Below are 24,860 nucleotides of genomic sequence, written 5' to 3'. Positions count from 1 at the left end.
CACGCCAGCGCGGCCGCGGCGGCGGAGCGCGCGGCACTCAAAGGAAACAGGCGTAGCACAAGACACCTCCCCGATGGTCGTCATGCTGGCGGGTGGACAGTGCGGCCCGGCGTTCGAGGGCGCGACGCATCATCCACGAAATCAGTGTAGACGCGGCGCGCGCGAAGTCGAGACCCATTTGTTTTCTAGCGCACCATCCGACACAAGCACTGGCACAACGGGGAAATCGGTACTGGCGAGGCGCGTTTGTGGTCACGCTCGAGGTGACGCTCGTGGTCTTGCTTGCGATCGGCTTGCGGACGCGACTGCGCGCTCGCGGGCTTTGTGGCACCATCCGGGCCCCATTCATCAACCGGAGATCGTAGTCCCCATGCTCAAGCGTGTCCTGTTTGCCGCCGCCCTGGTCGCCACGTCGGCGATCGCCATTCCTCAAGCTGCCAGCGCCCATCCGCGCATGGAATGCCACCGCGTGTGGATTCATGGCCATCCTGAGCGCCGTTGCCATCCGGTGCGTTGGCATCATCATCCGCGTGATCATCACCCGCATTACGGGTATTGATCGGCGATTGACCGAATGGCGCGCATAGCTCGCGCGCCCATCGAATCGCAGGGCGCACGCGCCCGACGCCGGATCGGCGCCTTGCTCGCACACGCGGGCAGGCGCCGTTTTTTTTGTACTGCGTTTTTGCGCGGCGATCTCACCGCCCCGGATTATTCGCGGTCGATCCGATCGGCCTGCGTGCCCCGCCGCACAGGGTGTTGCCCTGCACAAAAGTTGACTTTGCCGACGATACGGACTTACCCGAATGCAAAAAAGTATCAATCGGCGGTCTTATTTTCAGTGGTGAGACGCCGCCGATACGGTTACTTTTTCACTCATGGCAGCCGCCCTCGCGCGGACTGCGAGCCGCAAGAAAAAATCAAGAAAGGGCGCAGGAGGAAGACACATGCAAGCGCAGATGCAAGCGAGTCACCCGATCAAGGCGCACAAGGATGCGCGCGCAGCGGACGGCCGCCCCACGGATGGCCGTCCCACGCGCATGGATCAGCCGGATCTCGAACTGGTGGCCGTGCCGCGCGACGAGTCGTTCAAGGTCTGGTCGCACGGCTATCCGTACCGGACGGTGCGCTGGCATTTTCATCCCGAGTACGAAATCCACCTGATCACGTCGACCACGGGCAAGTACTTCGTCGGCGATTACATCGGCAATTTCGAGCCCGGCAATCTCGTGATGATGGGTGCGAACCTGCCGCATAACTGGGTGAGCAGCGTGGCGGGCGGCGAGCGTGTCGACGAACGTTGCCTCGTCCTGCAATTCGATGCGGACTTCATCGCGCGCACGATCGACGCTTTTCCCGAGTTCCGCCGCGTGGAGCCGCTGCTCGACGCCTCGCGCTGGGGCCTGCTGTTCACGCCCGAAACGGGCGCGGCCGCCGAGCCGATCATGCGCGAGATGCTGGGCGCGCAAGGGCTGCGGCGCATCGTGCTGTTCATCGAATTGTTCGAACTGCTCGCGCAAGGCGCAGAACCCGCGAAGCTCGCGAGCGCCGCTTATCGCGCCGACCCGACGCGCTATGCGGGCACGCGCATCAATCATGTGCTGGCCTTCATCGGCAAGAATCTTTCGCAGGAGTTGCGCGAGACGGAGTTGGCGGAACTGTCGGGGCAGAGCGTGAGCGCGTTCTCGCGTTACTTCCGGCGCCATACGGGCTTGCCGTTCGTGCAGTACGTGAACCGCTTGCGCATCGATCTTGCGTGCCAGCTGCTGTTGTCGGGAGAGCTAACGATTACCGATATCTGCTATCGCGTGGGCTTCAACAATCTCTCGAACTTCAACCGGCATTTTCTGCTGCTCAAGGAAATGCCGCCGTCGCGCTGGCGCGCGTGGCATCGCGTGAACGCGGCCAGTGCGAATGAATCCGCCCACGTGACGACGAACGCGTCGGCGCTTGCCTGACGCGCGGCACGCATCCTGTCACGCCTGTTTGCAGGTGTTGTAGCGGCGGATTCGCCTCCGCCAACCCGGTCGCACCCAAAAAAAGTCCAACAATTTTCAAACAACGGAGACACCCGATGACCAAGCTTTCGAACTTCGCGGCCGGCGCCGCCATGCTGGGCCTCGCGCTGACCGTCGGCCAGGCGGCGCACGCCGCGCCGAGCGGCACGGTCGCGTTCCTGATGCCCGACCACGCGTCCACGCGCTACGAGCAGCACGATTTTCCGGGCTTCAAGGCCGAGATGGCCAAGCTCTGCCCGGACTGCAAGGTCCTGTACCAGAACGCCAACGCCGACGCTTCGCAACAGCAGCAACAGTTCAATTCGGTGATCGCGCAGGGTGCGAAGGTGATCGTGCTCGATCCGGTCGATTCGACGGCGGCGGCCTCGCTCGTGCACATGGCGCAGAGCCAGGGCATCAAGGTCATCGCCTACGACCGGCCCGTGCCCTCGACGCCCGCCGACTACTACGTCTCGTTCGACAACGAGGAGATCGGCAAGTCGATCGCGCAATCGCTCGTGCAGCATCTGAAGGCCAGCGGCGTCACGGCGGCCAAGGGCGGCGTGCTCGAAGTCAACGGCTCGCCGACCGACGCGGCGGCGGGGCTCATCAAGAAGGGCATTCACGAAGGGCTCGAAGGCAGCGGCTTCAAGACGCTAGCCGAATACGACACGCCCGAGTGGGCGCCGCCGAAGGCGCAGCAGTGGGTGAGCGGCCAGATCACGCGCTTCAGCACGCAGATCGTGGGCGTGGTGGCGGCCAACGACGGCACGGCGGGCGGCACCATCGCCGCGTTCAAGGCCGCCGGCGTGAATCCCGTGCCGCCCGTGACCGGCAACGACGCGACGCTCGCGGGCTTGCAGCTGATCATCGCGGGCGACCAGTACAACACGATTCTCAAGCCCAGCGAGATCGTGGCGGGCGCGGCGGCGAAGGTGGCCGTGGGCTTCCTCTCGGGCCAGGCGCCGAAGGGCGAAACGACGCTCTACAAGACGCCGACGCAACTGTTCAAGCCGGCGGTGATCACGGCGCAGAACCTCAAGGCGGAAGTCGTCGACAAGGGTTTCGCGAGCGGCAAGGATCTGTGCACGGGCCGTTACGCGGACGGTTGCAAGAAACTCGGCATTGCTAACTGATGGTTCGATAAACACCTCTCACACAGCAATGGCATCGACGGCGGGGTCCGGCACGCGCCGGTCCCGCTGGCAGCATTCAGGAGCACCTTTTCATGACTGAACCTTCCACGACCGACGCGCCGCCCGGCGAACTCGTGCTGAGTCTGCGCGGCGTCTCGAAGCACTTCGGCGCGGTCTCGGCGCTGACCGACATCGAACTCGACGTGCGCGCGGGCGAAGTGGTCGCCCTCGTCGGCGACAACGGCGCGGGCAAATCCACGCTGGTGAAAATCCTCGCGGGCGTGCATCAGCCGAGCGCGGGCACCATCACGTTTCGCGGCGAGGAAGTCGTGCTCTCCGACCCGGCGACGGCGCTCGATCTCGGCATCGCTACCGTGTTTCAGGATCTCGCGCTGTGCGAAAACCTCGACGTGGTCGCCAATATCTTTCTCGGCCGCGAGCTGAGCCCGCTGCGTCTCGACGAGGTGCAGATGGAAGTGCGCGCGTGGACGCTGCTCAACGAACTGTCCGCGCGCATTCCGAGCGTGCGCGACGTGGTGGCTTCGCTGTCGGGCGGCCAGCGCCAGACGGTGGCGATCGCGCGTTCGCTGCTGCTCGATCCGAAGCTGATCATGCTCGACGAACCCACGGCCGCGCTCGGCGTGGCGCAGACCGCCGAAGTGCTGAATCTGATCGAGCGTGTGCGCGACCGCGGCCACGCGGTCATCATGATCAGCCACAACATGGAGGACGTGCGCGCTGTGGCCGACCGCATCGTGGTGCTGCGTCTGGGCCGCAACAACGGCGTGTTCTATCCCGATTCCTCCAACGCCGAACTCGTGGCCGCGATCACGGGCGCGACCGAAAACGCCGTCTCGCGCCGCGCGGGGCGCCGCCAGATGCAGCCGCCGCAAGCGCCACAACAGCACTCGCAACAGGACGTTCAGTGAAAGGCACTCTCATGAGCAAGGACATCCATAGCGCGCCGCCTCCGTCGCCTTCGCAGCCTTCACCGCTGCTCGACCGCAGCGACGTGCGCGTGAAGCACGCGGCCGGTATCGGCGATACCGTTTCCGCTTTCGTCGACCGGGTCCGTTCCGGCGATCTCGGCTCGCTGCCGGTGATCGTGGGCCTCGTCATCATCTGGACCGTGTTTACGAGCCTGAATCCGGTCTTTCTCTCCGCCGACAATCTCGTCAATCTGCTGTTCGACTGCTCGACGGTCGGCGTGATTTCGCTCGGCATCGTCTGCGTGCTGCTGGTTGGCGAGATCGATCTTTCGGTCGGGTCGATGAGCGGCTTCGCCTCGGCGCTCGTGGGCACGCTCTGGGTCAATCAGGGCTGGCCCGTGCTGCTCGCCATCGCTGCTGCCGTGGTGGTGGGCGGCATCGTCGGCGCGCTCTACGCGCTGCTGCTGAACCGACTCGGCATGCCGAGCTTCGTCTCCACGCTCGCGGGCCTGCTAGCGATTCTCGGCCTGCAACTCTACGTGCTCGGTACCGACGGTTCGATCAATCTGCCGTATGGCTCGACGATGGTGAACTTCGGACAGCTGATGATCATTCCGGCGATGGTTTCGCACGTGATCGCCTTGCTGCCCGGCGTGGCGATCGTGCTGATCGGACTGCGCACGCGCGAGCGTCGGCGCGCGGCGCGGCTCTCCGCACCGTCGATCGGCGGCCTCGTGGCGCGCGGCGCGATCCTCACCGTGTTTCTCGAAGTCGTCGTCAGCTATCTCGATCGCGGACGCGGCGTGCCGCTGATGTTCGGCCTGTTCCTCGGCCTCGCCGTGGCGATGGATTACGCGCTCAAGCGCACGCGCTGGGGCCGCTCGATGAACGCCGTGGGCGGCAACCGCGAAGCGGCGCGGCGCGCGGGCATCAAGGTCAGCGCCATCTACACGAGCGCCTTCGTGCTGTGCGCGAGCTTCGCCGCGCTCGGCGGCGTGCTCACGGCGGCGCGGCTCGCTTCGGCGAGTCAGCAGGCCGGGACCGGCGACGTCAACCTCAACGCCATCGCGGCGGCCGTGATCGGCGGCACGAGCCTGTTCGGCGGACGCGGCAGCGCGTGGTCGGCGGTGCTCGGCATCATCGTGATCCAGTCGATTGCGAGCGGCCTCACATTGCTGAATCTCTCGTCGTCGCTGCGCTTCATGATTACCGGCGCCGTGTTGGCGATCGCGGTGATCGTCGACTCGCTCGCGCGCCGTTCGCGTGTCTCGCACGGCCGCGCGTAAATCAACACACCGGAGACTCCATGTCTGAATCGATCAAAGGGAAGGTGGCCGCCATCACGGGCGCGGCTTCGGGTATCGGCTTCGAATGTGCGCGCGCGCTGATCGCGCAGGGCGCGAAGGTCGTGCTGATCGACCGCGCGCAGGATCGGCTCGCGGCGTGCTGCGCTGAACTCGGTCCGAACGCCTTGCCCTTGCAGGTGGATCTGCTGCAACCAGCGGAAGTCTCGGCGATGCTGCCGAAGATTCTGCAACTCGCGGGCGGCCTCGACATTTTTCACGCGAACGCGGGCACCTATGTGGGCGGCGAAGTGACGAGCGGCAATCCCGACGAATGGGACCGCATGCTCAATCTCAACGTCAACGCGGCGTTCCGCTCGGTGCATGCGGTGCTGCCGCATCTGGTCGCGCAGAAGTCGGGCGATATTCTGTTCACGAGTTCGGTGGCGGGCGTGGTGCCGGTGGTGTGGGAGCCGATCTACACGGCCTCGAAGTTCGCCGTGCAGGCCTTCGTGCACACCACGCGCCGCCAGGTCGCGAAGCACGGCGTGCGCGTGGGCGCGGTGCTGCCTGGGCCGGTCGTGACCGCCTTGCTCGACGACTGGCCGAAAGCGAAGATGGAAGAGGCGCTCGCGGCGGGCAGCCTGATGCAGCCGGTCGAAGTCGCGGAAGCGGTGGTGTTCATGCTCACGCGTGGGCGCAACGTGACGATCCGCGACCTCGTGATTCTGCCGAGCAGCGTCGATCTCTGATCGTCAGGGATGCCAGGTAATTCGCCACGAACCGTTTCCCCATTGAACGAGCCATGACTTCTGACACCCTGAACGCCGCCACGCGTTACGCGATCGGCGTGGACGTCGGCACGGGCAGCGCCCGCGCCGGCATTTTCGATCCGGCTGGCCGCATGGTGGCCTCCGCGAAGCACGACATCACCGTTTTTCATGAGAGCGGCGCCATCGTCGAACAATCGAGCGGCGAAATCTGGAACGCCGTGTGCCAGTCCGTGAAGGACGCGCTCGCGCAGGCGGGCGTGGAGCCGGGGCAGATCGCCGGGATTGGCTTCGACGCCACCTGTTCGCTCGTCGTGCTCGGCGAGGGCGGTCAATCCTTGCCGGTGGGACCTTCGGAACAGGCGGGACGCGACATCATCGTGTGGATGGATCATCGCGCCGTCGAGCAGGCCGAGCGCATCAACGCGACGAATCATGCGGTGCTGAAGTTCGTCGGCGGCAAGATCTCGCCGGAGATGGAAACGCCCAAGCTGCTGTGGCTGCGCGAGCATCGGCCCGCCGTATTCGACGCCGCCTGGCAGTTCTTCGATCTCACCGACTTCCTCACGTGGCGCGCGAGCGGCGACCTCGCGCGTTCGACCTGCACCGTGACCTGCAAATGGACCTATCTCGCGCACGAACAGCGCTGGGACGAGAGCTATTTTCGCGCGGTGGGCCTCGACGTGCTCGCCGACGAAGGCTTCGCGCGCATCGGCGAACGCGTGGTCGAACCGGGCACGCCGCTCGGCCAGGGTTTGACGGCGCAAGCCGCCGCCGAACTCGGCCTGCGCGCGGGCACGCCGGTCGCGGCGGGCGTGATCGATGCGCACGCGGGCGGCATCGGCACCGTGGGCGCGGACGGCGCGCCCGAATCGTGTCTCGCCTATGTGTTCGGCACCTCGTCATGCACGATGACGACCACGCGCGAACCCGTGTTCGTGCCCGGCGTCTGGGGTCCGTATTACTCGGCGATGGTGCCGCGCACGTGGCTCAACGAAGGCGGGCAGTCGGTCGCGGGCGCGGCCATCGAACGGCTGCTCGGCATGCATCCGCTCGCGCCCGAGATGCAGCGCCGCGCGGCGGACGAAGGGCAGTCGCTGCCCGTCATGCTTGCCGGTCTCGCGGCACAGCAGTTCAGCGATTTCTCTGGCGCGATTGCGCTCGCCGATGGCCTGCACGTGGTGCCCGAATTCCTCGGCAACCGCGCGCCATTCGCCGATCCTCACGCGCGCGCCGTGATCGCGGGGCTCGGCATGGAGACCGATCGCGCGAGCCTCGTTGCGCTCTATATCGCGGGGATCGCGAGCATCGGTTATGGGCTGCGGCAGATCATCGAGGTGCAGGCGGCGGCGGGCGCGGCGGTCGATCGCGTAGTGATCAGCGGCGGCGCGGGGCGGCTCGATCTCGTGCGCCAACTGCTCGCGGATTCAACCGGCAAACCCGTGCTCGTCACGCAGGCCGATGAGCCCGTGTTGCTCGGCGCGGCAATGCTCGGCAGCGTGGCGGGCGGCTTGTATGGCGACGTGCGCACGGCGATGTCGGCGATGTCTCGGATCGGCGCGACGCATGCGCCTGCCACGGGCGAGATCGCGGCGCTGCACGACGCGCGTTACGACGCGTTCCGGCAATTGCAGAGCGTGGCGCGCGCGATCCGCTGAATGCGTCGATGGGAGCTTGGCGCGAGACAGCTTGCTAACGTTAGCGATACGATTGTAACGAGTATTGTCACGATCGTTTCATCGGTATAGGATGAGTGCAAATAAACCATCACGGTTTGATGTGCATTGCACAAATTTCGCTAGACAGACTTCGCCAGCCTAATCAAGCTCAAAGCGTATGCCCACAGCGTCTGAAGCCTCCAAGCAACCTGTCGTCGCGTTGCGACACGCCACGTCCGCCGCGCCTGCTGCGTCTGTCGTGTCCGGCACGACAGACGTTCACCTCGATCGCAATCCCGGCACGGCGTTCGACACGGCGTGGATCGACGCCTTGCGCGTCAATCAATCCGCCGTCGAACGCCGCACGGCCACGCTCGGTACGCGCCGCGCCGTCAAGAAAGACGCGCAGGCCGCGTGGCTCCTGAAGGCCATTACCTGCATCGACCTCACCACGCTCAGCGGCGACGACACCGAAGGCCGCGTGCGCCGCCTCTGCGCGAAAGCGCGCCATCCCGTGCGGGCCGACCTGCTCGCCGCGCTCGGCATGGCGCCCGAGTCGATCAAGACCGGCGCGGTGTGCGTCTATCACCGTTTCGTCGCGGCCGCCGTCGACGCGCTCGACGGCAGCGGCATTCCGGTCGCGGCGGTGTCCACGGGCTTTCCGGCGGGGCTCAATCCGCACGCGCTCAAGCTCAAGGAAATCGAAGCCTCGGTCGCCGACGGCGCAAAGGAAATCGATATCGTCGTCACGCGCGAATACGTGCTCACGGGCAACTGGCGCGCGCTCTACGACGAAGTGCGCGAGTTCCGCGCGGCCTGCGGCGACGCGCATCTGAAGGCCATTCTCGCGACCGGCGATATCCGCGTGCTGTCGAACATTGCGAAGGCCTCGATGGTCTGCATGATGGCGGGCGCGGATTTCATCAAGACGTCGACGGGCAAGGAAGGCGTGAACGCCACGCTCGACGTCTCGCTCGTGATGGTGCGCATGATCCGTGAGTATCGCGAGCGCACCGGCGTGCTCGTCGGTTTCAAGCCCGCGGGCGGCGTTTCCACGGCGAAGTCGGCGCTCGCGTATCAGATCCTGATGAAAGAGGAGTTGGGGCGGCCGTGGCTCGAACCGGATCTGTTCCGCTTCGGCGCATCGAGTCTGCTCGCCGATATCGAGCGCCAGCTGGAACATCACGTGAGCGAGCGCTATTCCGCGTTCCATCGCCACCCCGTTGCCTGATCGCGGCGAGCCGCGCGCAGTGATACGCAATCACTTTGACCAGACCACACCGATGAGCGTAGCCGAGTACTTTCGAACGATGGATTACGGTCCCGCCCCCGAGGACGATCAGCCGGTGCGCGCGTGGCTCGCGCAGCACGAAGGCGTGTTTGGGCATTTCATCGACGGCGCGTGGCGTGCGCCCGCAGGCGGCGAGCGCTTCGAAGTGCGCGCGCCCGCCACGGGCGAGCCGCTCGCACAAGTCGCGCAAGGCAACGCCGACGACGTCGCCGCAGCCGTTGCGGCGGCCCGCGCGGCGCAGCCCGCCTGGCAGGCGCTCGGCGGCGCGGCGCGCGCGCGTCATCTCTACGCGCTTTCGCGCATGGTGCAGCGGCACAGTCGCCTGTTCGCCGTGCTCGAAGCGCTCGACAACGGCAAACCGATTCGCGAAACGCGCGACATCGACGTTCCGCTGGTCGCGCGTCACTTCCTGCATCATGCGGGCTGGGCGCAACTTCAGGATACCGAACTATCATGCTGGTCGCCGCTTGGTGTGATCGGCCAGATCGTGCCGTGGAATTTTCCGCTGCTGATGCTCGCGTGGAAGGTCGCGCCCGCCATCGCGCTCGGTAATTGCGTGGTGCTCAAGCCCGCCGAATACACGCCGCTCACCGCGCTGCTGTTCGCCGAACTCGCGCATCGCGCGGGGTTGCCGAAGGGCGTGCTCAACGTGGTGACCGGCGATGGCGGCACGGGCGCGGCGCTCGTCGAGCAGCCGGGCGTCGACAAGATCGCGTTCACGGGATCGACCGAAGTGGGCCGCCAGATTCGCACCGCCACAGCGGGCTCGGGCAAGTCGCTTACGCTCGAACTGGGCGGCAAGTCGCCGTTCATCGTCTTCGACGACGCCGATCTCGACGGCGCGGTCGAAGGCGTCGTTGACGCGATCTGGTTCAACCAGGGGCAAGTCTGCTGCGCCGGTTCGCGTCTGCTCGTGCAGGAAGGCGTGGAAGCGCGCTTCATCGAGAAGCTCAAGCGCCGCATGAGCACGCTGCGCGTAGGGAATTCGCTCGACAAGGGTATCGATATCGGCGCGATCGTCGATCCGGTGCAGCTCGAACGCATCAGTTCGCTCGTGGAAGCGGGCAAGCGCGAAGGCTGCACGGTGTGGCAGCCCGCCGAAGTGGCGTTGCCCGCAGGCGGCTGTTTCTATCCGCCGACGCTCGTGACCGATGTCGCGCCCGCTTCGACGCTCGCGCAAGAGGAGATCTTCGGCCCGGTGCTCGCGGCGATGAGTTTCCGCACGCCCGAGGAAGCCGTGGCGCTCGCGAACAACTCGCGCTATGGGCTCGCGGCCAGCGTCTGGAGCGAGACCATCGGGCGCGCGCTCGATATCGCGCCGCGTCTGCAATGCGGCGTCGTGTGGATCAACGCGACGAATCTGTTCGACGCGAGCGTGGGTTTCGGCGGCTATCGCGAATCGGGATTCGGACGCGAGGGCGGACGCGAAGGCGTTTACGAATATCTGAAGCCCGCCGACTGGAGCAAGCTGCCGATGCGCGCGCCGCGCGCGGAACGCGCAGAGCGTCAGGAAGCGAGTGCATCAAGCGGATCGGGTTCATCGCTTGATCGGACTCCGAAGCTGTTTATCGGCGGCAAGCAGGTACGTCCCGATAGCGGTTATTCGCATCCGGTCTACGCACCGAATGGCGAGTGGATCGGCGAAGTGGGCGCGGGCAGCCGCAAGGACGTGCGCGACGCCGTGGCCGCCGCGCGCGGCGCGCAGAAGTGGACGCAGGCGAGCACGCACAACCGCGCCCAGGTGCTGTATTACCTCGCGGAAAACCTCAGCGCCCGCGCCGAGGAATTCGCGCGCCAGTTGGTGCGCCGCGCCGGTTACGACGCCCGCGCCGCCACGCGCGAAGTGGAGGCGTCCATCGACCGCCTCTTCACCTACGCCGCCTGGGCCGACAAATTCGACGGCGCGGTGCATACGCCGCCGCTGCGCGGCGTGGCGCTCGCCATGCATGAAGCGCTCGGCGTGATCGGCATCGCGTGTCCCGACGAAGCGCCGCTGCTCGCGTTCGTTTCGCTCGTCGCGCCCGCGCTGGCGATGGGCAATCGCGTGGTGGTGCTCGCGAGCGAGACGAGCCCGCTCGCGGCCACGGATCTTTATCAGGTCGTGGAAACCTCGGACGTGCCTGCGGGCGTGCTCAACATTCTCACTGGCGAGCGCGCCGCCTTGCTGCCCGCGCTCGCGAAACACGACGACGTGGATGCGCTCTGGTGCTTCGGCACGGCCGCCGATTCGGCGCTCGCGGAGCGCGAATCGGTGGGCAATCTCAAGCGCACCTTCGTCGATTACGGCAAGCAGTTCGACTGGTTCGATCGCGCGAATGCGGGACTGCCGTTCCTGCGTCACGCGGTGCAGGTGAAGAACATCTGGATACCTTATGGCGATTGATCGTGATTGATTGAGCGGATCACCGGGCGGCTCGCGAACGCATAAAACAAAGCGCGCGCCGCACACTCTACGGAGGAGACATTCATGCTGAAGAATCTGGACCCGCTGCTGAACGCCGACGTCCTGCAGGCGTTGCGCGCGATGGGTCATGGCGACGAACTGATCGTCTGCGATGCGAATTTCCCGGCCGATTCCGTCGCGCGCGCGACGGTGCTCGGCAAGCTGCTGCGCATGGACGGCGCCGATGCGCCGCGTGCCGTGCGCGCCATTCTCTCGGTGCTGCCGCTCGACACCTTCGTGGAAACGCCCGCGATGCGCATGGAAGTGGTCGGCGAACCGAACACGATTCCCACCGTGCAGCGCGAGGCGCAAGCCGAAGTCGACGCCGCCGAAGGCCGCGCCGTGCCGTTTGCGTCGATCGAGCGTCATGCGTTCTACGCCCGCGCGCGCAAGGCCTATTGTGTGATCGCCACGGGCGAGGCGCGCGGCTACGGCTGCTTCGTGTTCACGAAGGGCGTGATCCTCGCGCCCGATGCGCCGGGCGCCACGCACTCGCAGGAGCCGGGACGATGAGCGAGCGCGTCGTCATCCTCGGGATTTATGTGACCGATCTCGCGTTTCGCGCGCGTCGCATGCCGGTGATCGGCGAGACCATCGCGGGCTCGGCGTTCGCGATGGGGCCGGGCGGCAAGGGCTCGAATCAGGCGGTGGCGGCGGCGCGTGCGGGCGCGGACGTGGTGTTCTGCACGCGTCTGGGCAACGACGCGTTCGGCGAGATCGCGCGCGCGACCTGGGCCGCTGAAGGCATCACCGCGCGTGCTCCGGCCATCGACGGCATGGCCACGGGCGCGGCGCATATCTTCGTCGACGAAACCACGGGCATGAACGCGATCATCGTCGCGCCGGGCGCGGCGGGCACGATGGAAGCCGCCGATGCCGAAGCGATCGAAGCCGATATCGCGGCCTCGCGCGTGTTCGTCACGCAACTCGAACAGCCGCTCGACGCCGCGCGTCGCGGGCTCGAAATCGCGCGTCGCCATGGCGTGACCACGGTGTTCAATCCGGCGCCCGCGATGGCGCTGCCCGACGATATCTACGCGCTCTGCGATTACGTCACGCCTAACGAAACCGAAGCGGCCGCGCTCACCGGCATCGAAGTGCGCAACGCCGACGACGCGCGCCGCGCCGCCGACGTGCTGCTCGCGAAGGGCGCGGGCGCGGTGGTCGTCACGCTTGGCGAGGCGGGCGCGCTGCTGCACACGCGCGACGCCTCGGTGCTGCTGCCCGCGTACCAATGCGGGCCGGTGGTGGAAACGGCGGGCGCGGGCGACGGCTTCACTGGCGGTTTCGCGGCGGCACTCGCGCGCGGCGACGACGCGCTCGCGGCCACGCGTTTCGGTTGCGCGCTCGCGGGCATTTCGGTGACGCGTCCCGGCACCGCGCCGTCCATGCCCACGCGCGCGGAAGTGGACGCGATGCTCGCGCGCGCGCCCGTGGCGGCGCATTGAAACGCGGCGCGCGTTGACGAACTCGCACAGGATGATGTCCATGAAGGCTTCGTTTTTGGCTCGATGTTTCGGCGACCGGCAACTGAATTTTCTGCTGGCCGTGAATCTGCTCGTCGTGCTGGTCGCCATTGCGCTCTCGCACGGCCAGTTCGTCGGCATCGACAATCTGCAGTCGATGGGTTCGCAGTTGCCCGAGGTCGCGCTGCTCGCGCTCGGCATCATGCTCTCGATGCTCTCGGGCAACGGCGGCATCGATCTCTCGGGCGTGGGGCTCGCGAATCTCTCGGGCATGATCGCGGCGCTGATCGTGCCGCATGTCGTGAGCGGCGACGATTCGCCCGCGCTCTACACCGCGCTGTTCTGCGCGATCGTGGTGGGCATGGGATTGCTTGGCGGGCTGCTCAACGGCGTCGTGATCGCGCGGCTCGGCCTCACGCCGATTCTCTGCACGCTCGGCACGCAACTGCTGTTCACGGGCATTGCGGTGGCGCTCAGCAATGGCGCATCGGTGCACGTCGATTATGTCGAACCGCTCGCCGATATCAGCAACGGCACGTTCTTTCAGGTGCCGATCTCGTTCCTGCTGTTCGTCGCGGTGGTGATCGTGCTCGGCTGGCTGCTGCGGCGCACGCCGTTCGGCTTGCGCCTCTATCTGATGGGCACGAATCAGCGCGCCGCGTTCTATGCGGGCATTCCGCGCGCGCGCATGCTCATCACCACCTACGCGATGTGCGGCGTGATGGCCTCGCTCGCGGGTCTCGTGAGCGTCTCGCACACGCTCAGCGCGAAATGGGATTACGGCAATTCGTATCTGCTGATCGCGATCCTGATTGCGGTGATGGGCGGCGTGAATCCGTCGGGCGGCTATGGACGCATCATCTGCGTGTTTTTTGCCGCGACGGTGCTGCAATTCCTGTCGAGCCTGTTCAACCTGATGGGCGTGTCGCAATTCTTCGGCGATTGCGCGTGGGGCTTCCTGCTGCTGCTCTCGCTCGCGTTCGCGGGCGCGGAACGCGTGCGCTCGATCTTCGGAATCGGCGCGGCGCAGGGCGCGCGCAAGCGGCCAGGCTGAAGCCGGTTATCGAAGGTACATCGTCGAAGGTACATCGTCGAAAGCACATCGATACAGCGCGCGGACATCGAGCCTCGGACGTCCGCCGCCAGACATTTCGGGGCGACAGCGAACAACAAAGGAGACAAGATGAAGCTCAAACGACTCAGCATCGCGCTCGCGGCTGGCGCACTCGCGGCGGGCACGTTCGCCGTGGCGCAGGCCCACGACAAGCAGACCATCGTCACGGTGGTGAAGGTGACCGGCATCAGCTGGTTCAACCGCATGGAAGAGGGCGTGAAGGAGTTCGGCAAGGACAATCCGAATATCACCGTGTATCAGACGGGGCCTGGCCGCGCCGACGCCGCGCAGCAACTGAAGATCATCGACGACCTGATCGCGAAGAAAGTGAGCGCGATTGCCGTGGTGCCCTACGATCCGCCGACGCTCGAACCGGCGCTCAAGAAGGCGATGGATCGCGGCATCAAGGTCGTCACGCACGAGGCGGACAACGAGAAGAACACGATGGTCGACGTCGAGGCCTTCGACAACAGCGCCTATGGCGCGGCGCTCAACGACCGCCTCGCGACCTGCATGCACAGCGAAGGCAAGTGGGCGACGCTGGTCGGCTCGCTCGGCAGCCGCTCGCAGGTGCAATGGGCCAATGGCGGCATCGACAACGCGAAGAAGAAGTTTCCGAAGATGCAGCTCGTCGAGACCAACCTCGAGACCAATAACGACGGCGAACGCGCTTATGAAGTCGCGAAGGAAACGCTGCGCAAGCATCCCGACCTGAAGGGCTTCCAGGGCTCGTCGTCGCTCGACGTGATCGGCATCGGCCGCGCGGTCGAGGAAGCGGGCCTGCAAGGCAAGATCTGCGTCTACGGCACGGGTCTGCCGACGGAAGCGGGCAAGTACCTCGAAAGCGGCGCGATCAACGGCATCGCGTTCTGGGACCCGAAGCTCGCGGGCATGGCGATGAACAAGATCGCCAAGCTGCTGCTCGACGGCAAGACCGTGGAGAACGGCGCGAATCTCGGCCTGCCGGGTTACGAGAAGGTGACCGTGTCGAAGGGTCCGGGCAAGGGCATCATCGTGCGCGGCCAGGGCTGGGTCAGCGTCGACAAGTCGAACTACAAGCAATACAACTTCTGATCGCGTGAAGGCGTCATGAAGGTGTCGTGAAGCGCAGCGCGCGTTTTCGCCACGAAGCGAAGCGCGCGCCGCGCGATCGAAGCGGGTCACTTGATTCAACTTGAAGCAACGGAACGCACTGTCGGGATGAGTGAGGATATGGCTTCGGAACCGTTATTGCAGGTGCTCGGCGTGCACAAGCGCTTCACGGGCGTGCACGCGCTGCGCGGCGTCACGCTCACGTTCGAGCGCGGGCAGATCTATCACCTGCTCGGCGAAAACGGCTGCGGCAAGAGCACGCTCATCAAGATCATCTCGGGCGCGCAGCCGCCCGACGAAGGCGAGATCGTGATCGACGGCGCGCGTCATGCGAGTCTGTCGCCGCTCGAATCGCTCGCGGCGGGCATCGAGACCGTCTATCAGGATCTCTCGCTGCTGCCGAACATGAACGTGGCCGAAAACGTGGGCCTCACGGCGGAACTCGCGGAACACGGCGGACGTCTCTCGCGCACCTTCGACCGGCGCGAACTCGCGCGCACGGCGGCGCGCGCGCTCAACGCGGTAGGCCTGCCCGGCGACGCCGATTTCCAGGCCACGCTGATCGAACAACTGCCGCTCGCGACGCGTCAGCTCGTGGCGATCGCGCGCGCCATCGCGAGCGAGGCGAAGTTCGTCATCATGGACGAGCCCACGACCTCGCTCACGCAAAAGGAAGTGACGAACCTGATCGCCGTGCTCGCGCAATTGCGCGCGAGCGGCGTGACCGTGCTGTTCGTGAGCCACAAGCTCGACGAATGCTATGCGATCGGCGGCGAGGTGATCGTGCTGCGCGACGGCCAGAAGGTCACGCAAGGGCCGATCACCGATTACACCAAGGCGCAGTTGAGCGAACTGATGACAGGGCGCTCGCTCTCGACCGAACGCTATCGCGCGGCGTCGGCGGCTTCGAACGTGCTGCTCGACGTGCGCGGTCTCGGCCGCGCGGGCGCATTTCGCGACGTGTCGTTCACGCTGCATCGCGGCGAGATTCTCGGCATCACGGGCCTGCTCGATTCGGGCCGCAACGAACTCGCGCGTGCGCTCGCGGGCGTCGCGCCCGCGCAAAGCGGCAGCGTCACGCTCGAAGGCCAGCCCATCGTGCTCGCCACGCCCGCCGACGCCAAACGCGCGCGCATCGGTTACGTGCCGGAAGACCGCCTGAACGAAGGGCTATTTCTCGACAAGCCGATTCGCGACAACGTGATCACCGCGATGATCTCGAGCCTGCGCGACCGCTTCGGCCAGATCGACCGCGTGCGCGCCCGCGCGCTCGCCGAAGACACCGTGAAGGAATTGCAGATCGCCACGCCGAATGTCGACAAAGCCGTGCAGTCGCTCTCGGGCGGCAACCAGCAGCGCGTGCTGATCGGCCGCTGGCTCGCCATCGACCCGCACGTGCTGATCCTGCACGGCCCGACCGTGGGTGTGGACGTGGGCTCGAAGGACATCATCTATCGCATCATGCAGCGGCTTTCGGAGCGCGGCATCGGCATTCTCCTCGTCAGCGACGACTTGCCGGAACTGCTGCAAAACTCCGACCGCGTGCTGATGATGCGTAAAGGCCGTATCGCCGAGGAGCATCGCGCCGAAGGACTGACCGAAGCCGAACTGTATCGCGCGCTGCTTGCCGAGGCCGCGTGATGTACGCACCGCACGTGATGTACGCACCGCACCCGATGCCGTTTCGCCCGATGACACGAACGCAGCAGGCCACCGCATGAGCATGAATCAGACCATGAGCACGTCCAATACCGTCAAAGTCGCGCGTCAATCGCCGCCGCTGAACTGGCGCGCGAAGCTCGCGCGCAATCCCGAGTGGTTCACCGGCACGCTGATCGTCATCACCTGCATCGTGGTCGCGTCGATCAATCCGCGCTTCTTTCAGTGGGCCACGCTGTTCGACCTGCTGCATTCGGCGACCACGACGTCGCTGTTCGCGCTCGGCACGCTCGTGGTGCTCGCGTCGGGCGGCATCGACGTGTCGTTCACGGCCATCGGCGCGCTCACGATGTATGCGATCACCAAGGCCGTGTTCGCCTGGTGGCCCGACGCGCCGTTCGCGCTGATCCTGGTCGCGGGCGCGGTGGGCGGCGTGTTGCTCGGCATGATCAACGGGCTGCTCGTGCATCGTTTGCAGGCGCCTTCGCTGATCGTCACGATCGGCACGCAGTATCTGTATCGCGGGGTGCTGCTGACCTTCGTCGGCACCGTGTTCTTCATGAATATCCCGCACAGCATGGATCATTTCGGACGCATTCCGCTGATCGCCTACAAGACCGCCGGCGGGCTCAACGCGGTGCTGCCCGCATCGGCGATTGCGCTCGTGCTGGCCGCGCTGCTCACATGGTGGCTGCTCAATCGCACGATGATGGGACGCGGCGTCTACGCGATGGGCGGCAGCACGGCGATTGCGGAACGGCTCGGCTTCAATCTGCGCGCGATCCGCCTGTTCGTGTTCGGCTATACGGGTTTTCTGGCGGGCGTGGCGGGCATCCTGCACGTGTCGAACACGCGGCTCGCCAATCCGTTCGATCTGGTGGGTTCGGAACTCGACGTGATCGCCGCCGTGATTCTGGGCGGCGCGCGCATCACGGGCGGCAGCGGCACCGTGGTCGGCACGCTGCTGGGCGTGGCGCTCGTCACGCTCATCAATAACGTGCTGATTCTGATCGGCGTGCCGAGCACCTGGCAGAAGGTGGTGATCGGCGCGTTCATTCTGGTCGCGGGCACGCTGTTCGCGCTGCGCCGGCGCGGCTGAATTCGTTGCTGCTTCGAGACGGGCGGCCGCGTTTTACGCGGGCCGCCCGTTGTGCATTCAGGCCCTGCTGCGCTTGCGCGGCGTGGCGCCTTTTTCGCCAGCCTTTACGCCACCTTTCTCGCTGCCTTTCTCAGTGATGATCGACGCGAAGTCGCCCATCTGCGCGAAACGCCACGCCTTTACAACGCCGAATTTGATTGCGTCCACAACGAGATGACTTTCGACAGCGCTCGCCATCGCAGCCTGCTTGAGCGCCACTTCGTGGAAATTCCAGCACGTCACGCCGCGCGCCTCGTCGATGCCGCCCGCCGAAATAAACGCCTTGTTGATGCCCATGCGGCGCAGCATCTCCAGGCTTTCGTCGCCCGCGAACGAGTCCGACGACGGCACATACACGCCGCCCAGCAAGATCATGCGCACGTTGGGCATGCGCCGCAGCACCTCGGCCACGTTCAGCGAATAGCACACGGCCGTGATCTGCAGATGCGCGGGAATCAGGCGCGCGAAGGCGGCGAGCGTGGTGCCGCAATCGATGAAGATCGTGTCGTTCTCGGCGATCAGCCGCGCCGCGTGCGCCGAGGCCTGCGCCTTGGCCGCCGCGAAGTGATCCTTCTCGTGTTCGAGCGAATAGCCCGCGGCGTTGGGCACGTGCTCCGCGCTGACGATATAGCCGCCGAGATAGGTGAAGCGTTCGGGATTGGCGCCGATGTCGCGCCGCACGGTCATTTCGGACACGCCGAGCAGCGCGGCCGCGTCCTTGAGATGCATGACGTTGTGTTGGGCGAGCGCGTCGGCGAGCGCCTGCAGCCGGTCGGGTTTGGCCATGTGATCGTCCGCCTTGCCGCGCCGGGGAGGGGCGCAACATCCGTTAGATTTGTATCGATTGCGTGATCGGATTATAACAAAGCGCGATGGACGTGTAACCGGCGAAGCGGGCGCGCGCGGGTTTTTACCGGCGTTTTATGCGTGTTTTATGCGTGTTATGACCTGGGCTTGGCCGTGTTACGACGTGTGTCGCGGCAGCGCGGAAGCCGCGGGCAGGACGATGCGGATGCAGGCTTCGTGGTCGCTGAAGCTGCCGACGAGCGTGCCGTCGTGGCCCTTGACGATCGCGTGCGCGATATAGAGCCCGAGGCCGAGGCCGCCGCGATTGGACGGATTGTCGAGCGAGCCGCTCTTGAACGGATCGAGCAGGCGCTCGAACGGCACGGTCGGACGCTCGAGCAGGCGATTGCGGATCTCGATGCGCGGCCCTTCGGGCGTGAGCGTGGCGGCGAGCGTGACGCTTGCGCCCGCGTCGCCGTGCTTGCGCGCGTTGCCGAGCAGATTGGTGAGCGCCTGGGTGAGCCGGTCGGGGTCGACGTAGGCGTTGCCGAGATCGTCGGCGAGCTGCACGTCGAGCACCATGCCCGGATAGGCGAGGCGCGTCTGTTCGGCGACCGATTCGAGCAGCTCGCGCAGCGGCGCGTCCTCGCGCTTGAGGCCGAGCCCCATGCCCGAGCGGATGCGGCTCACGTCGAGGATATAGCCGATCAGCGACTGCATGCGCCGCGTCGAGCCTTCCACGCGCTTGACCGTGTCGTTGCCGGTGGCGAGGCCGCGTCCCATCAGCAGCATCGCCATGTTGATGGTCTGGATCGGATCGCGCAGATCGTGGCCGAGCGTGGCGAGCAGCGTGGTCCGCGCGCGCTCCGATTCGCGCATCTGCACGAGCGCGATCTCCTGGAGGATCGAACGCAGTTCGCGCGCGGCGAGCTGATCGAATTCGCTCCAGTCGCGGCAGCGGCCCGTGACGGTCTGCTTCCAGACTTCGAACGAGCCGCGCGGCGTGAGGCGCGGGCCGTTCGGGCCTTGCGCCACGACCTTGTCGGGCGGGCCGGCCCAATGAATCGTCTCGACCAGTTCGTCGCGCAGCCAGACGATCGTGATGCGGCTGTCGCCCTGCATCTGGATCGCGAGACAGCCTGCCGCGCGGTTCGCGGCGAGGCCTTGCGCGAGCGCTTCGGGCAGGGCGTCGGCGGTGCTCGCGCAGGCGAGATGCTCGACGCGCGTGCGCGCCATGTGCTGCGCGAGTTCGAGCAGCGTCTCGCGGCTCACGGTGCTGGCGTCGGCGCGTTTGCCGCGCAGCACCACTTCGTTGTCGACCACGAGCGCCACCGTTTCGCAATCGACGAGCGCGGCGATATCGGGCGCGGCGCGCACCAGTCCGGCGAGCGGCGAATCGGCTTGCGCGAGTTCGCCTGCGATATGCGTGCGCAGATCGTGGATGCGGCGGTCGGCGTCGGCGCGCTGGGTCGCCTCGATCTGGCCGATCAGGATCGACACGACCTGTGTGAGCACCGTCGACGAAAGCCGCACCGCGTGCGAGGCGCGGTAGGGCGTCACGTGATGGCAGGCGAACAGGCCCCAGAGCTGGCCGTCGCGGATGATCGACACGCTCATCGAAGCGGCCACGCCCATGTTGCGCAGGTACTCGATATGGATCGGCGAGACGCTGCGCAGCACCGAGTGGCTGAGGTCGAACGGCATGCCCGACTGCGGATGCGTGGGCGGCTCGATCGGCACCGGCCCGGCGTTGACGTCGGCGATCTGGCGGATCGGATTGAGCACGTAGAGGCGGCGCGCCTGCTGCGGAATATCGCTCGCGGGATAGCGCTGGTGCAGATAGGCGGGCAGGTCGTCGCGCTTCGCTTCGGCGATCACTTCGCCGCTGCCGTCGGCCATGAAGCGATAGCCCATCACGCGGTCGAAGCCGGTCATCGCGCGGATCGCCTCGGAGGCGGCTTGCAGCAGTTGCCGCACGTTGTCGTGGCGCGCGGCCTGCAAGCGCTGGATCGCGCGCTGCGCGAACAGCGCGAATTGCGTGGCGGCCGGCGACTTCAGGCTGATCTGTTCGAACTCGACGACGAGCGTGTCGTCGGCCCAGTGCATGATGAGGTCGAAGCGCTCGCCCGTCGCGCCCTTGCATTCGACGCTCTCGCTCGTCATCTCGCGGTCGGCGAGCGCGGCGCGAATCGTCTGGCGAGAGAGCGGGCTCAGATGCAGATCGGTGATCGGCTCGCCGAGGCCGGGCACGGCCCCAAGCCATTCGCACGCGTTGGCGCTGCGCGCGATCAGGCAGCCTTGCGCGTCGAAGCACAGCAGCGCGCCATGCGGCTGGATGCGGCCCAGCAGATGAATCGGCTCGCGGTCGCAGTTCGCGACGATTTCGGCGATTTCGGGCTTGTTCAAGGTCGGATGGCTTCGGCTCGGACGCTCGCGCGCAGAGGGCCTGCGGCTTTCGCGTGACTTTCGCATTGTCCGCGAAGCCTGGGCGCGATGCCAAGGAGAATCGTGGCGCGAATGCGGCCGCGATGCGGGGTGGGTGGACGGCGGCGGCGAGGCGTCAGGTCGTGCCGCGATGAGGTGCGGGGCGCGAGGGTGCGTATTCGTCGTCTGCTACGTTGCGGGTGCGGGTTCGGTGTGGGTTCGATTACGTTTGCGACTGTGCGCGAGGGTGCGCGACTGTCCACGAATCCGCGCGAACGTGGCGCGCGTGCCTGCCCGCGCGCCTCATGCAGCCGCGCCGGAACTCAGGCGCTCGTGCGCCCCGTCTGCCGGGCGACGAGCGCCTCGGCCTGGCGCGCGGGCGTCTTCACGCGCAGCGCGAGCAGCGCGGGCAGCGCGCGGAAAGTCAGCACCGAACCGGCCACGGCGAGCAGCAGCGGGAACAGCAGGTCGTGGCTCGCGTGCGTGAACTCGACGATCAGCACGATCGCGGTGAGCGGCATCTGCATCGAGGCGGCGAGGAACGCGCCCGCGCCGATCAGCGCGCACGCACCGGGCGCCATGCCGGGCAGGAAGTGATTCCAGATGCCGCCGAGCACGACCGCGAGCAGCGCGCCATTCGTCAGACCCGGCGTGAGCAGGCCGCCTTCGGCGCCCGCGCGCAGCGTCGACGCTTCGATCGCTACCTTCAGCACGAGCAGCGCCGCTGCGAGCCCGATGCCCAGTTCGCCGCCGAACGAGAGCGACGCCGCGCCCTTGCCGTTGCCCGCGAGTTGCGGAAAGACCATCGTGAGCGCGCCGATCGCCGCGAAGTTCAGCACCGACAGCACGACGAGATTCACCCCGCGCGGCGCATGCGAACGCGCGCTCGACGTGAGCTGCACGAAACCATAGGCGGCGAGACCGAACAGCGGTCCGCAGACGGCGGCCCAGATCAGCAGCGGCGCGCTCGACACGAACGCGGGCACGACATATTGCTGCTCGTTGCCGAGGCCGCTCCAGGCGACCACGGCGGCGACCGTCGAGGTCACGAGCGCCGCGATCAGCGCGCGCGGCGCGAAGGTGCCGAGCAGCACTTCGAGCACGAACACGGCGCCGCCGAGCGGCACGTTGTAGACGGCGGCGAGGCCCGCGCCCGCGCCGCAGGCCACGATCAGGCGGCAGTCGTCGCTGGTGAGACCGGCGCGATGCGCGAGACGTCCGGCGAACAGCGAGCCGATTTCGCGCGGCGCGACTTCGCGGCCGAGCGGCGAACCGAGCGCCACGGTCACGATCTGCAACAGCGCGTGCACGACGGTGCTCACGAACGGCATGCGCGGATCGGCCGAGCCGACCGCCTTGCGGATGCTCACGAGCGGCTTGCCGTAGCGATAGAGCGCGGCCCAGCCGAGACCGGCGACGAGCCCGCACGCGCTCAGCACGATCAGCCGGCGCAGCGGCGCGGCGGCGCTCACGCCGTCGAGAAAGCTTTCGTGGCCGACGAGCTGCCCGAGGCTGTAGCCGTAGGCGACGTGCTGGACGAAGTGCAGCAGCAGCGCGAGCGCCATGCCGCCCAGGCCCGCGCCGACGCCCGTCAACACGGTGACGAGCGCGAAGGCGAGCGGTTTGCTGGGTGCGGCGGTGGCGGGACGAGCGTTCATGGCAGCCTGCTTGAGGTCTTCGGGTTATTGATTACGGGATAACCCGAATGCTACCGGCTCGTCGCTATGTTTGTGGTGACTTATTTTGATGCATTGATGAGTTGGGCGCATGTTAGACGTCTGTTAGGCGCCTGTCACATGCAAATCAGGCGCAGATCAGCTGCCGCGCAGGCTCCGGCTGAAGCGCTGCTCCGTGACCTGCGTGCCCCACTGATCGCCCTCGGCTTCGCTGACGAGGCCGAACCCGAACGACTCGTACAGATGCCGCGCCGCGTGCAGGCCTTTGAAAGTCCACAGATACGTTTCCGTGAAGCCCAGCTCGTCGACGAATTGCATCGCCTGCGTCATGAGCTGACGGCCGACGCCCGAGCCGCGCAGGCTGTCGTCGACGATGAACCAGCGCAGGTGCGCGATGCCGGTCGCCGTGTCGCCGTCGATGGCCAGCGACGCCAGCGCGCGGCCGTTTTCCACGTAGAGCCAGAGCGCCTTGCCCGTGGCGGGCAGCGCGCCCGCGAACGCGGCCAGCTCGGTCGCCACGCGTTGCTCGAAAAACGCGCCGAAGCCCCAGTGCGCCGCGTAAAACCGTGCGTGCAGGCTCGCGATATCGCCGATGCAGCCCGGCTGGTAGCCCTCGACGATGGCGCCGCCGCGCGGGGTTTCGGGCGCTTTTGTCGCGAGGCTCGAATCGGGCGTCTGGTTCGGGTTGTCCTGCGAAAGCGCGTCGGCGTAAAGCGCGAGCGAGCGCACGAGCGCGTGCTGGTCGGACGGCACCATGCGCCGCAACGCGTGCGAGACCTGGTCGGTGGCGAAGCGGTCGATGCGCTTGCGCAGCGTTTCGCCCGCGGGCGTCAGGTGCAGCAGCGACGAGCGCGCGTCTTCGGTGGAGGCGGTGCGCTGCACGAAGCCGGCGGCTTCGAGCCGCGCGACCTGGCGGCTAGTGTTCGACTTGTCGAGACGCAGGATCTGGCCGAGATCCTTCGCGCTGATGCCGGGCGTGGCGCCGATCTCGATCACGGCGTGGACGGCCGAGGGCGCGAGGTCGCTATCGGCGAGTGTTGTGCGCATAAAGCCCAGTTCGCGCACCAATTTCCGCGAAAAATCGCGGATTTCGAGAATCGTGCTGTCTCGGGGCGTGGCGGGAACGTCGACAAAATCCATGATGCGGCTCGCAGTGATTGGCTGAATTGCCAATATAGTTGCGAGTCGCAACCAAATCAAGACCCATGGCCGACTGTCGATACACGAGGCGGCCGGAAGCCGTGTGTCAGCTTTCGCCCGAACGGCGCAGGCGCTTGAGCACGAGCACGCAGAGCGCGGGCAGATGGACCACGCCCATGCCCGTCGCGATCACGGCCCACGGCGGCGCGGCGGGTCCGGCCAGCATCGCGGACATCACGCCGAACGCGAGGCCGACGAGCAGCAGCACCGCATGGGCGATCACGCGTTTGCGCAGCCCGGCCGTGTAGCGCGGAAGGGTCACGTGAACCCAGGTGACGATCAGCAGGGCGACGGTGGTTACGGCGGGAAACATACGATTTTTCTACCTTCGATTAAGAGGGCGGCGAGGCTGTCGCCGCGCGGCGCATTCAATGGAGCAATAAGCGGAGCAATGAGCGCAACAATCAACGAAAACACCCACGTATAGCGTGTTCCGCGCGATGCCGCAACGCACGCAGCCGGGCATCGGGCTTGCGATGGGAGCGAATGTCGTGCGCTTTCAACGGAGGACCACCAACATGAACGACGAACGCGAAGCACGCATCCGCCAACGCGCGTATCAGCTATGGGAAGACGACGGCGCGCCCGAGGGCAGGTCCGACGAATACTGGGGCCGCGCCGAAAAGCAGGTCGCCGCCGAATACGACGCCGAGGGCGAAGTCCCGGACATCGCCACCGATCAGGCCGGCAAGCGCCGTCACCCCGGCGTGCCGCTCCAGGAGGCGGACCTCATGCCGCCCGCCGAACTCGCCCGCGACAAGCGGCGCGGCTGATCCCGGCGTCCGCGCGCCTGCCGCC

21 protein-coding genes are annotated in these 24,860 nt (G+C 66.5%); 16 read left to right on the top strand and 5 right to left on the bottom strand.

Annotated features, from left to right (window positions below):
• The first annotated feature begins 370 nt into the window (after positions 1-370).
• The 15 genes from LDO54_RS29780 (at position 371) to LDO54_RS29710 (ending at position 17,937) form a co-directional block, all read left to right on the top strand.
• Entirely contained in the window at positions 371-559 is a 189-nt protein-coding gene (locus LDO54_RS29780) for a hypothetical protein (RefSeq protein WP_224014769.1), read from the top strand.
• A gap of 481 nt (positions 560-1,040) precedes the next feature.
• A complete protein-coding gene (locus tag LDO54_RS29775) occupies positions 1,041-1,958 on the top strand; it encodes an AraC family transcriptional regulator (RefSeq protein WP_224015206.1) in 918 nt (305 codons plus the stop codon).
• Between the two features lie 116 nt (positions 1,959-2,074).
• Entirely contained in the window at positions 2,075-3,133 is a 1,059-nt protein-coding gene (locus LDO54_RS29770; RefSeq protein ID WP_224014767.1) for an ABC transporter substrate-binding protein, read from the top strand.
• 92 nt (positions 3,134-3,225) lie between these two features.
• Positions 3,226-4,062: an ATP-binding cassette domain-containing protein gene (locus tag LDO54_RS29765; RefSeq protein ID WP_224014765.1), complete on the top strand. Its 837-nt coding sequence runs from the start codon at positions 3,226-3,228 to the stop codon at positions 4,060-4,062.
• Positions 4,063-4,073: 11 nt separating this feature from the next.
• Positions 4,074-5,348, top strand: a complete 1,275-nt coding sequence (locus LDO54_RS29760) for a sugar ABC transporter permease (protein ID WP_224014763.1) — start codon at positions 4,074-4,076, stop codon at positions 5,346-5,348.
• Positions 5,349-5,368: 20 nt separating this feature from the next.
• Positions 5,369-6,097 carry an SDR family oxidoreductase gene (locus LDO54_RS29755; protein WP_224014761.1) on the top strand — a complete coding sequence of 243 codons (729 nt, stop codon included), beginning with the start codon at positions 5,369-5,371 and terminating at the stop codon, positions 6,095-6,097.
• 53 nt (positions 6,098-6,150) lie between these two features.
• Complete coding sequence (locus LDO54_RS29750; protein WP_224014760.1) at positions 6,151-7,773, top strand: FGGY-family carbohydrate kinase; 1,623 nt, start codon at positions 6,151-6,153, stop codon at positions 7,771-7,773.
• A 178-nt stretch (positions 7,774-7,951) separates the two neighbouring features.
• A complete protein-coding gene (deoC, locus tag LDO54_RS29745) occupies positions 7,952-9,004 on the top strand; it encodes a deoxyribose-phosphate aldolase (RefSeq protein WP_224014758.1) in 1,053 nt (350 codons plus the stop codon).
• Positions 9,005-9,056: 52 nt separating this feature from the next.
• On the top strand, positions 9,057-11,447 hold the full coding sequence (locus LDO54_RS29740) for an aldehyde dehydrogenase family protein (RefSeq protein ID WP_224014756.1): 2,391 nt from the start codon (positions 9,057-9,059) through the stop codon (positions 11,445-11,447).
• An 84-nt stretch (positions 11,448-11,531) separates the two neighbouring features.
• Positions 11,532-12,020 carry an RbsD/FucU family protein gene (locus LDO54_RS29735; protein WP_224014755.1) on the top strand — a complete coding sequence of 163 codons (489 nt, stop codon included), beginning with the start codon at positions 11,532-11,534 and terminating at the stop codon, positions 12,018-12,020.
• Positions 12,017-12,955, top strand: a complete 939-nt coding sequence (locus LDO54_RS29730; RefSeq protein WP_224014753.1) for a ribokinase — start codon at positions 12,017-12,019, stop codon at positions 12,953-12,955. Before LDO54_RS29735 ends, LDO54_RS29730 begins: the two co-directional genes overlap by 4 nt.
• A 40-nt stretch (positions 12,956-12,995) precedes the next feature.
• Complete coding sequence (locus LDO54_RS29725) at positions 12,996-14,027, top strand: ABC transporter permease (protein WP_224014751.1); 1,032 nt, start codon at positions 12,996-12,998, stop codon at positions 14,025-14,027.
• Between the two features lie 129 nt (positions 14,028-14,156).
• The gene (locus tag LDO54_RS29720) at positions 14,157-15,161 is read left to right on the top strand and encodes an autoinducer 2 ABC transporter substrate-binding protein (protein ID WP_224014749.1); all 1,005 of its coding nucleotides are present in this window, start codon (positions 14,157-14,159) and stop codon (positions 15,159-15,161) included.
• Between the two features lie 138 nt (positions 15,162-15,299).
• On the top strand, positions 15,300-16,820 hold the full coding sequence (locus LDO54_RS29715; protein WP_436975715.1) for a sugar ABC transporter ATP-binding protein: 1,521 nt from the start codon (positions 15,300-15,302) through the stop codon (positions 16,818-16,820).
• A 76-nt stretch (positions 16,821-16,896) separates the two neighbouring features.
• On the top strand, positions 16,897-17,937 hold the full coding sequence (locus LDO54_RS29710) for an ABC transporter permease (protein ID WP_224014745.1): 1,041 nt from the start codon (positions 16,897-16,899) through the stop codon (positions 17,935-17,937).
• Positions 17,938-17,994: 57 nt separating this feature from the next.
• Here the strand turns inward: LDO54_RS29710 and LDO54_RS29705 are convergent, their stop codons facing one another.
• The 5 genes from LDO54_RS29705 to LDO54_RS29685 all read right to left on the bottom strand — a co-directional run bounded on the left by LDO54_RS29705 (position 17,995) and on the right by LDO54_RS29685 (position 24,375).
• Positions 17,995-18,762, bottom strand: coding sequence for a DeoR/GlpR family DNA-binding transcription regulator (locus tag LDO54_RS29705; protein ID WP_224014743.1), 768 nt, complete (start codon positions 18,760-18,762; stop codon positions 17,995-17,997).
• Between the two features lie 177 nt (positions 18,763-18,939).
• The gene (locus LDO54_RS29700) at positions 18,940-21,168 is read right to left on the bottom strand and encodes a GAF domain-containing protein (RefSeq protein ID WP_224014742.1); all 2,229 of its coding nucleotides are present in this window, start codon (positions 21,166-21,168) and stop codon (positions 18,940-18,942) included.
• Between the two features lie 341 nt (positions 21,169-21,509).
• Positions 21,510-22,844, bottom strand: a complete 1,335-nt coding sequence (locus tag LDO54_RS29695; RefSeq protein WP_224014740.1) for a chloride channel protein — start codon at positions 22,842-22,844, stop codon at positions 21,510-21,512.
• A gap of 156 nt (positions 22,845-23,000) precedes the next feature.
• Complete coding sequence (locus tag LDO54_RS29690) at positions 23,001-24,002, bottom strand: bifunctional helix-turn-helix transcriptional regulator/GNAT family N-acetyltransferase (protein WP_224014738.1); 1,002 nt, start codon at positions 24,000-24,002, stop codon at positions 23,001-23,003.
• Between the two features lie 106 nt (positions 24,003-24,108).
• On the bottom strand, positions 24,109-24,375 hold the full coding sequence (locus LDO54_RS29685; protein WP_224014736.1) for a hypothetical protein: 267 nt from the start codon (positions 24,373-24,375) through the stop codon (positions 24,109-24,111).
• A gap of 205 nt (positions 24,376-24,580) precedes the next feature.
• On the opposite strand from LDO54_RS29685, the gene LDO54_RS29680 reads away from it, so the two are divergent.
• The gene (locus LDO54_RS29680) at positions 24,581-24,835 is read left to right on the top strand and encodes a DUF2934 domain-containing protein (protein ID WP_224014734.1); all 255 of its coding nucleotides are present in this window, start codon (positions 24,581-24,583) and stop codon (positions 24,833-24,835) included.
• Positions 24,836-24,860 lie beyond the last annotated feature (25 nt).

Source organism: Paraburkholderia tropica (genome assembly GCF_914484835.1).
Taxonomy (GTDB): Bacteria; Pseudomonadota; Gammaproteobacteria; order Burkholderiales; family Burkholderiaceae; genus Paraburkholderia; species Paraburkholderia tropica_A.
This window is presented reverse-complemented; position numbering and strand designations above follow the sequence as displayed.

Excerpts from the sequence above, each read along its gene's own strand:
- LDO54_RS29740 (WP_224014756.1), top strand. The coding sequence starts at position 9,057 with ATGAGCGTAGCCGAGTACTTTCGAACGATGGATTACGGTCCCGCCCCC.
- LDO54_RS29705 (WP_224014743.1), bottom strand. The coding sequence starts at position 18,762 with ATGGCCAAACCCGACCGGCTGCAGGCGCTCGCCGACGCGCTCGCCCAA.
- LDO54_RS29710 (WP_224014745.1), top strand. The coding sequence starts at position 16,897 with ATGAGCATGAATCAGACCATGAGCACGTCCAATACCGTCAAAGTCGCG.
- LDO54_RS29765 (WP_224014765.1), top strand. The coding sequence starts at position 3,226 with ATGACTGAACCTTCCACGACCGACGCGCCGCCCGGCGAACTCGTGCTG.
- LDO54_RS29695 (WP_224014740.1), bottom strand. The coding sequence starts at position 22,844 with ATGAACGCTCGTCCCGCCACCGCCGCACCCAGCAAACCGCTCGCCTTC.
- LDO54_RS29755 (WP_224014761.1), top strand. The coding sequence starts at position 5,369 with ATGTCTGAATCGATCAAAGGGAAGGTGGCCGCCATCACGGGCGCGGCT.
- LDO54_RS29715 (WP_436975715.1), top strand. The coding sequence starts at position 15,300 with ATGGCTTCGGAACCGTTATTGCAGGTGCTCGGCGTGCACAAGCGCTTC.
- LDO54_RS29780 (WP_224014769.1), top strand. The coding sequence starts at position 371 with ATGCTCAAGCGTGTCCTGTTTGCCGCCGCCCTGGTCGCCACGTCGGCG.
- LDO54_RS29725 (WP_224014751.1), top strand. The coding sequence starts at position 12,996 with ATGAAGGCTTCGTTTTTGGCTCGATGTTTCGGCGACCGGCAACTGAAT.
- LDO54_RS29690 (WP_224014738.1), bottom strand. The coding sequence starts at position 24,002 with ATGGATTTTGTCGACGTTCCCGCCACGCCCCGAGACAGCACGATTCTC.
- deoC (WP_224014758.1), top strand. The coding sequence starts at position 7,952 with ATGCCCACAGCGTCTGAAGCCTCCAAGCAACCTGTCGTCGCGTTGCGA.
- LDO54_RS29720 (WP_224014749.1), top strand. The coding sequence starts at position 14,157 with ATGAAGCTCAAACGACTCAGCATCGCGCTCGCGGCTGGCGCACTCGCG.
- LDO54_RS29760 (WP_224014763.1), top strand. The coding sequence starts at position 4,074 with ATGAGCAAGGACATCCATAGCGCGCCGCCTCCGTCGCCTTCGCAGCCT.
- LDO54_RS29775 (WP_224015206.1), top strand. The coding sequence starts at position 1,041 with ATGGATCAGCCGGATCTCGAACTGGTGGCCGTGCCGCGCGACGAGTCG.
- LDO54_RS29685 (WP_224014736.1), bottom strand. The coding sequence starts at position 24,375 with ATGTTTCCCGCCGTAACCACCGTCGCCCTGCTGATCGTCACCTGGGTT.
- LDO54_RS29735 (WP_224014755.1), top strand. The coding sequence starts at position 11,532 with ATGCTGAAGAATCTGGACCCGCTGCTGAACGCCGACGTCCTGCAGGCG.
- LDO54_RS29770 (WP_224014767.1), top strand. The coding sequence starts at position 2,075 with ATGACCAAGCTTTCGAACTTCGCGGCCGGCGCCGCCATGCTGGGCCTC.
- LDO54_RS29730 (WP_224014753.1), top strand. The coding sequence starts at position 12,017 with ATGAGCGAGCGCGTCGTCATCCTCGGGATTTATGTGACCGATCTCGCG.
- LDO54_RS29750 (WP_224014760.1), top strand. The coding sequence starts at position 6,151 with ATGACTTCTGACACCCTGAACGCCGCCACGCGTTACGCGATCGGCGTG.
- LDO54_RS29680 (WP_224014734.1), top strand. The coding sequence starts at position 24,581 with ATGAACGACGAACGCGAAGCACGCATCCGCCAACGCGCGTATCAGCTA.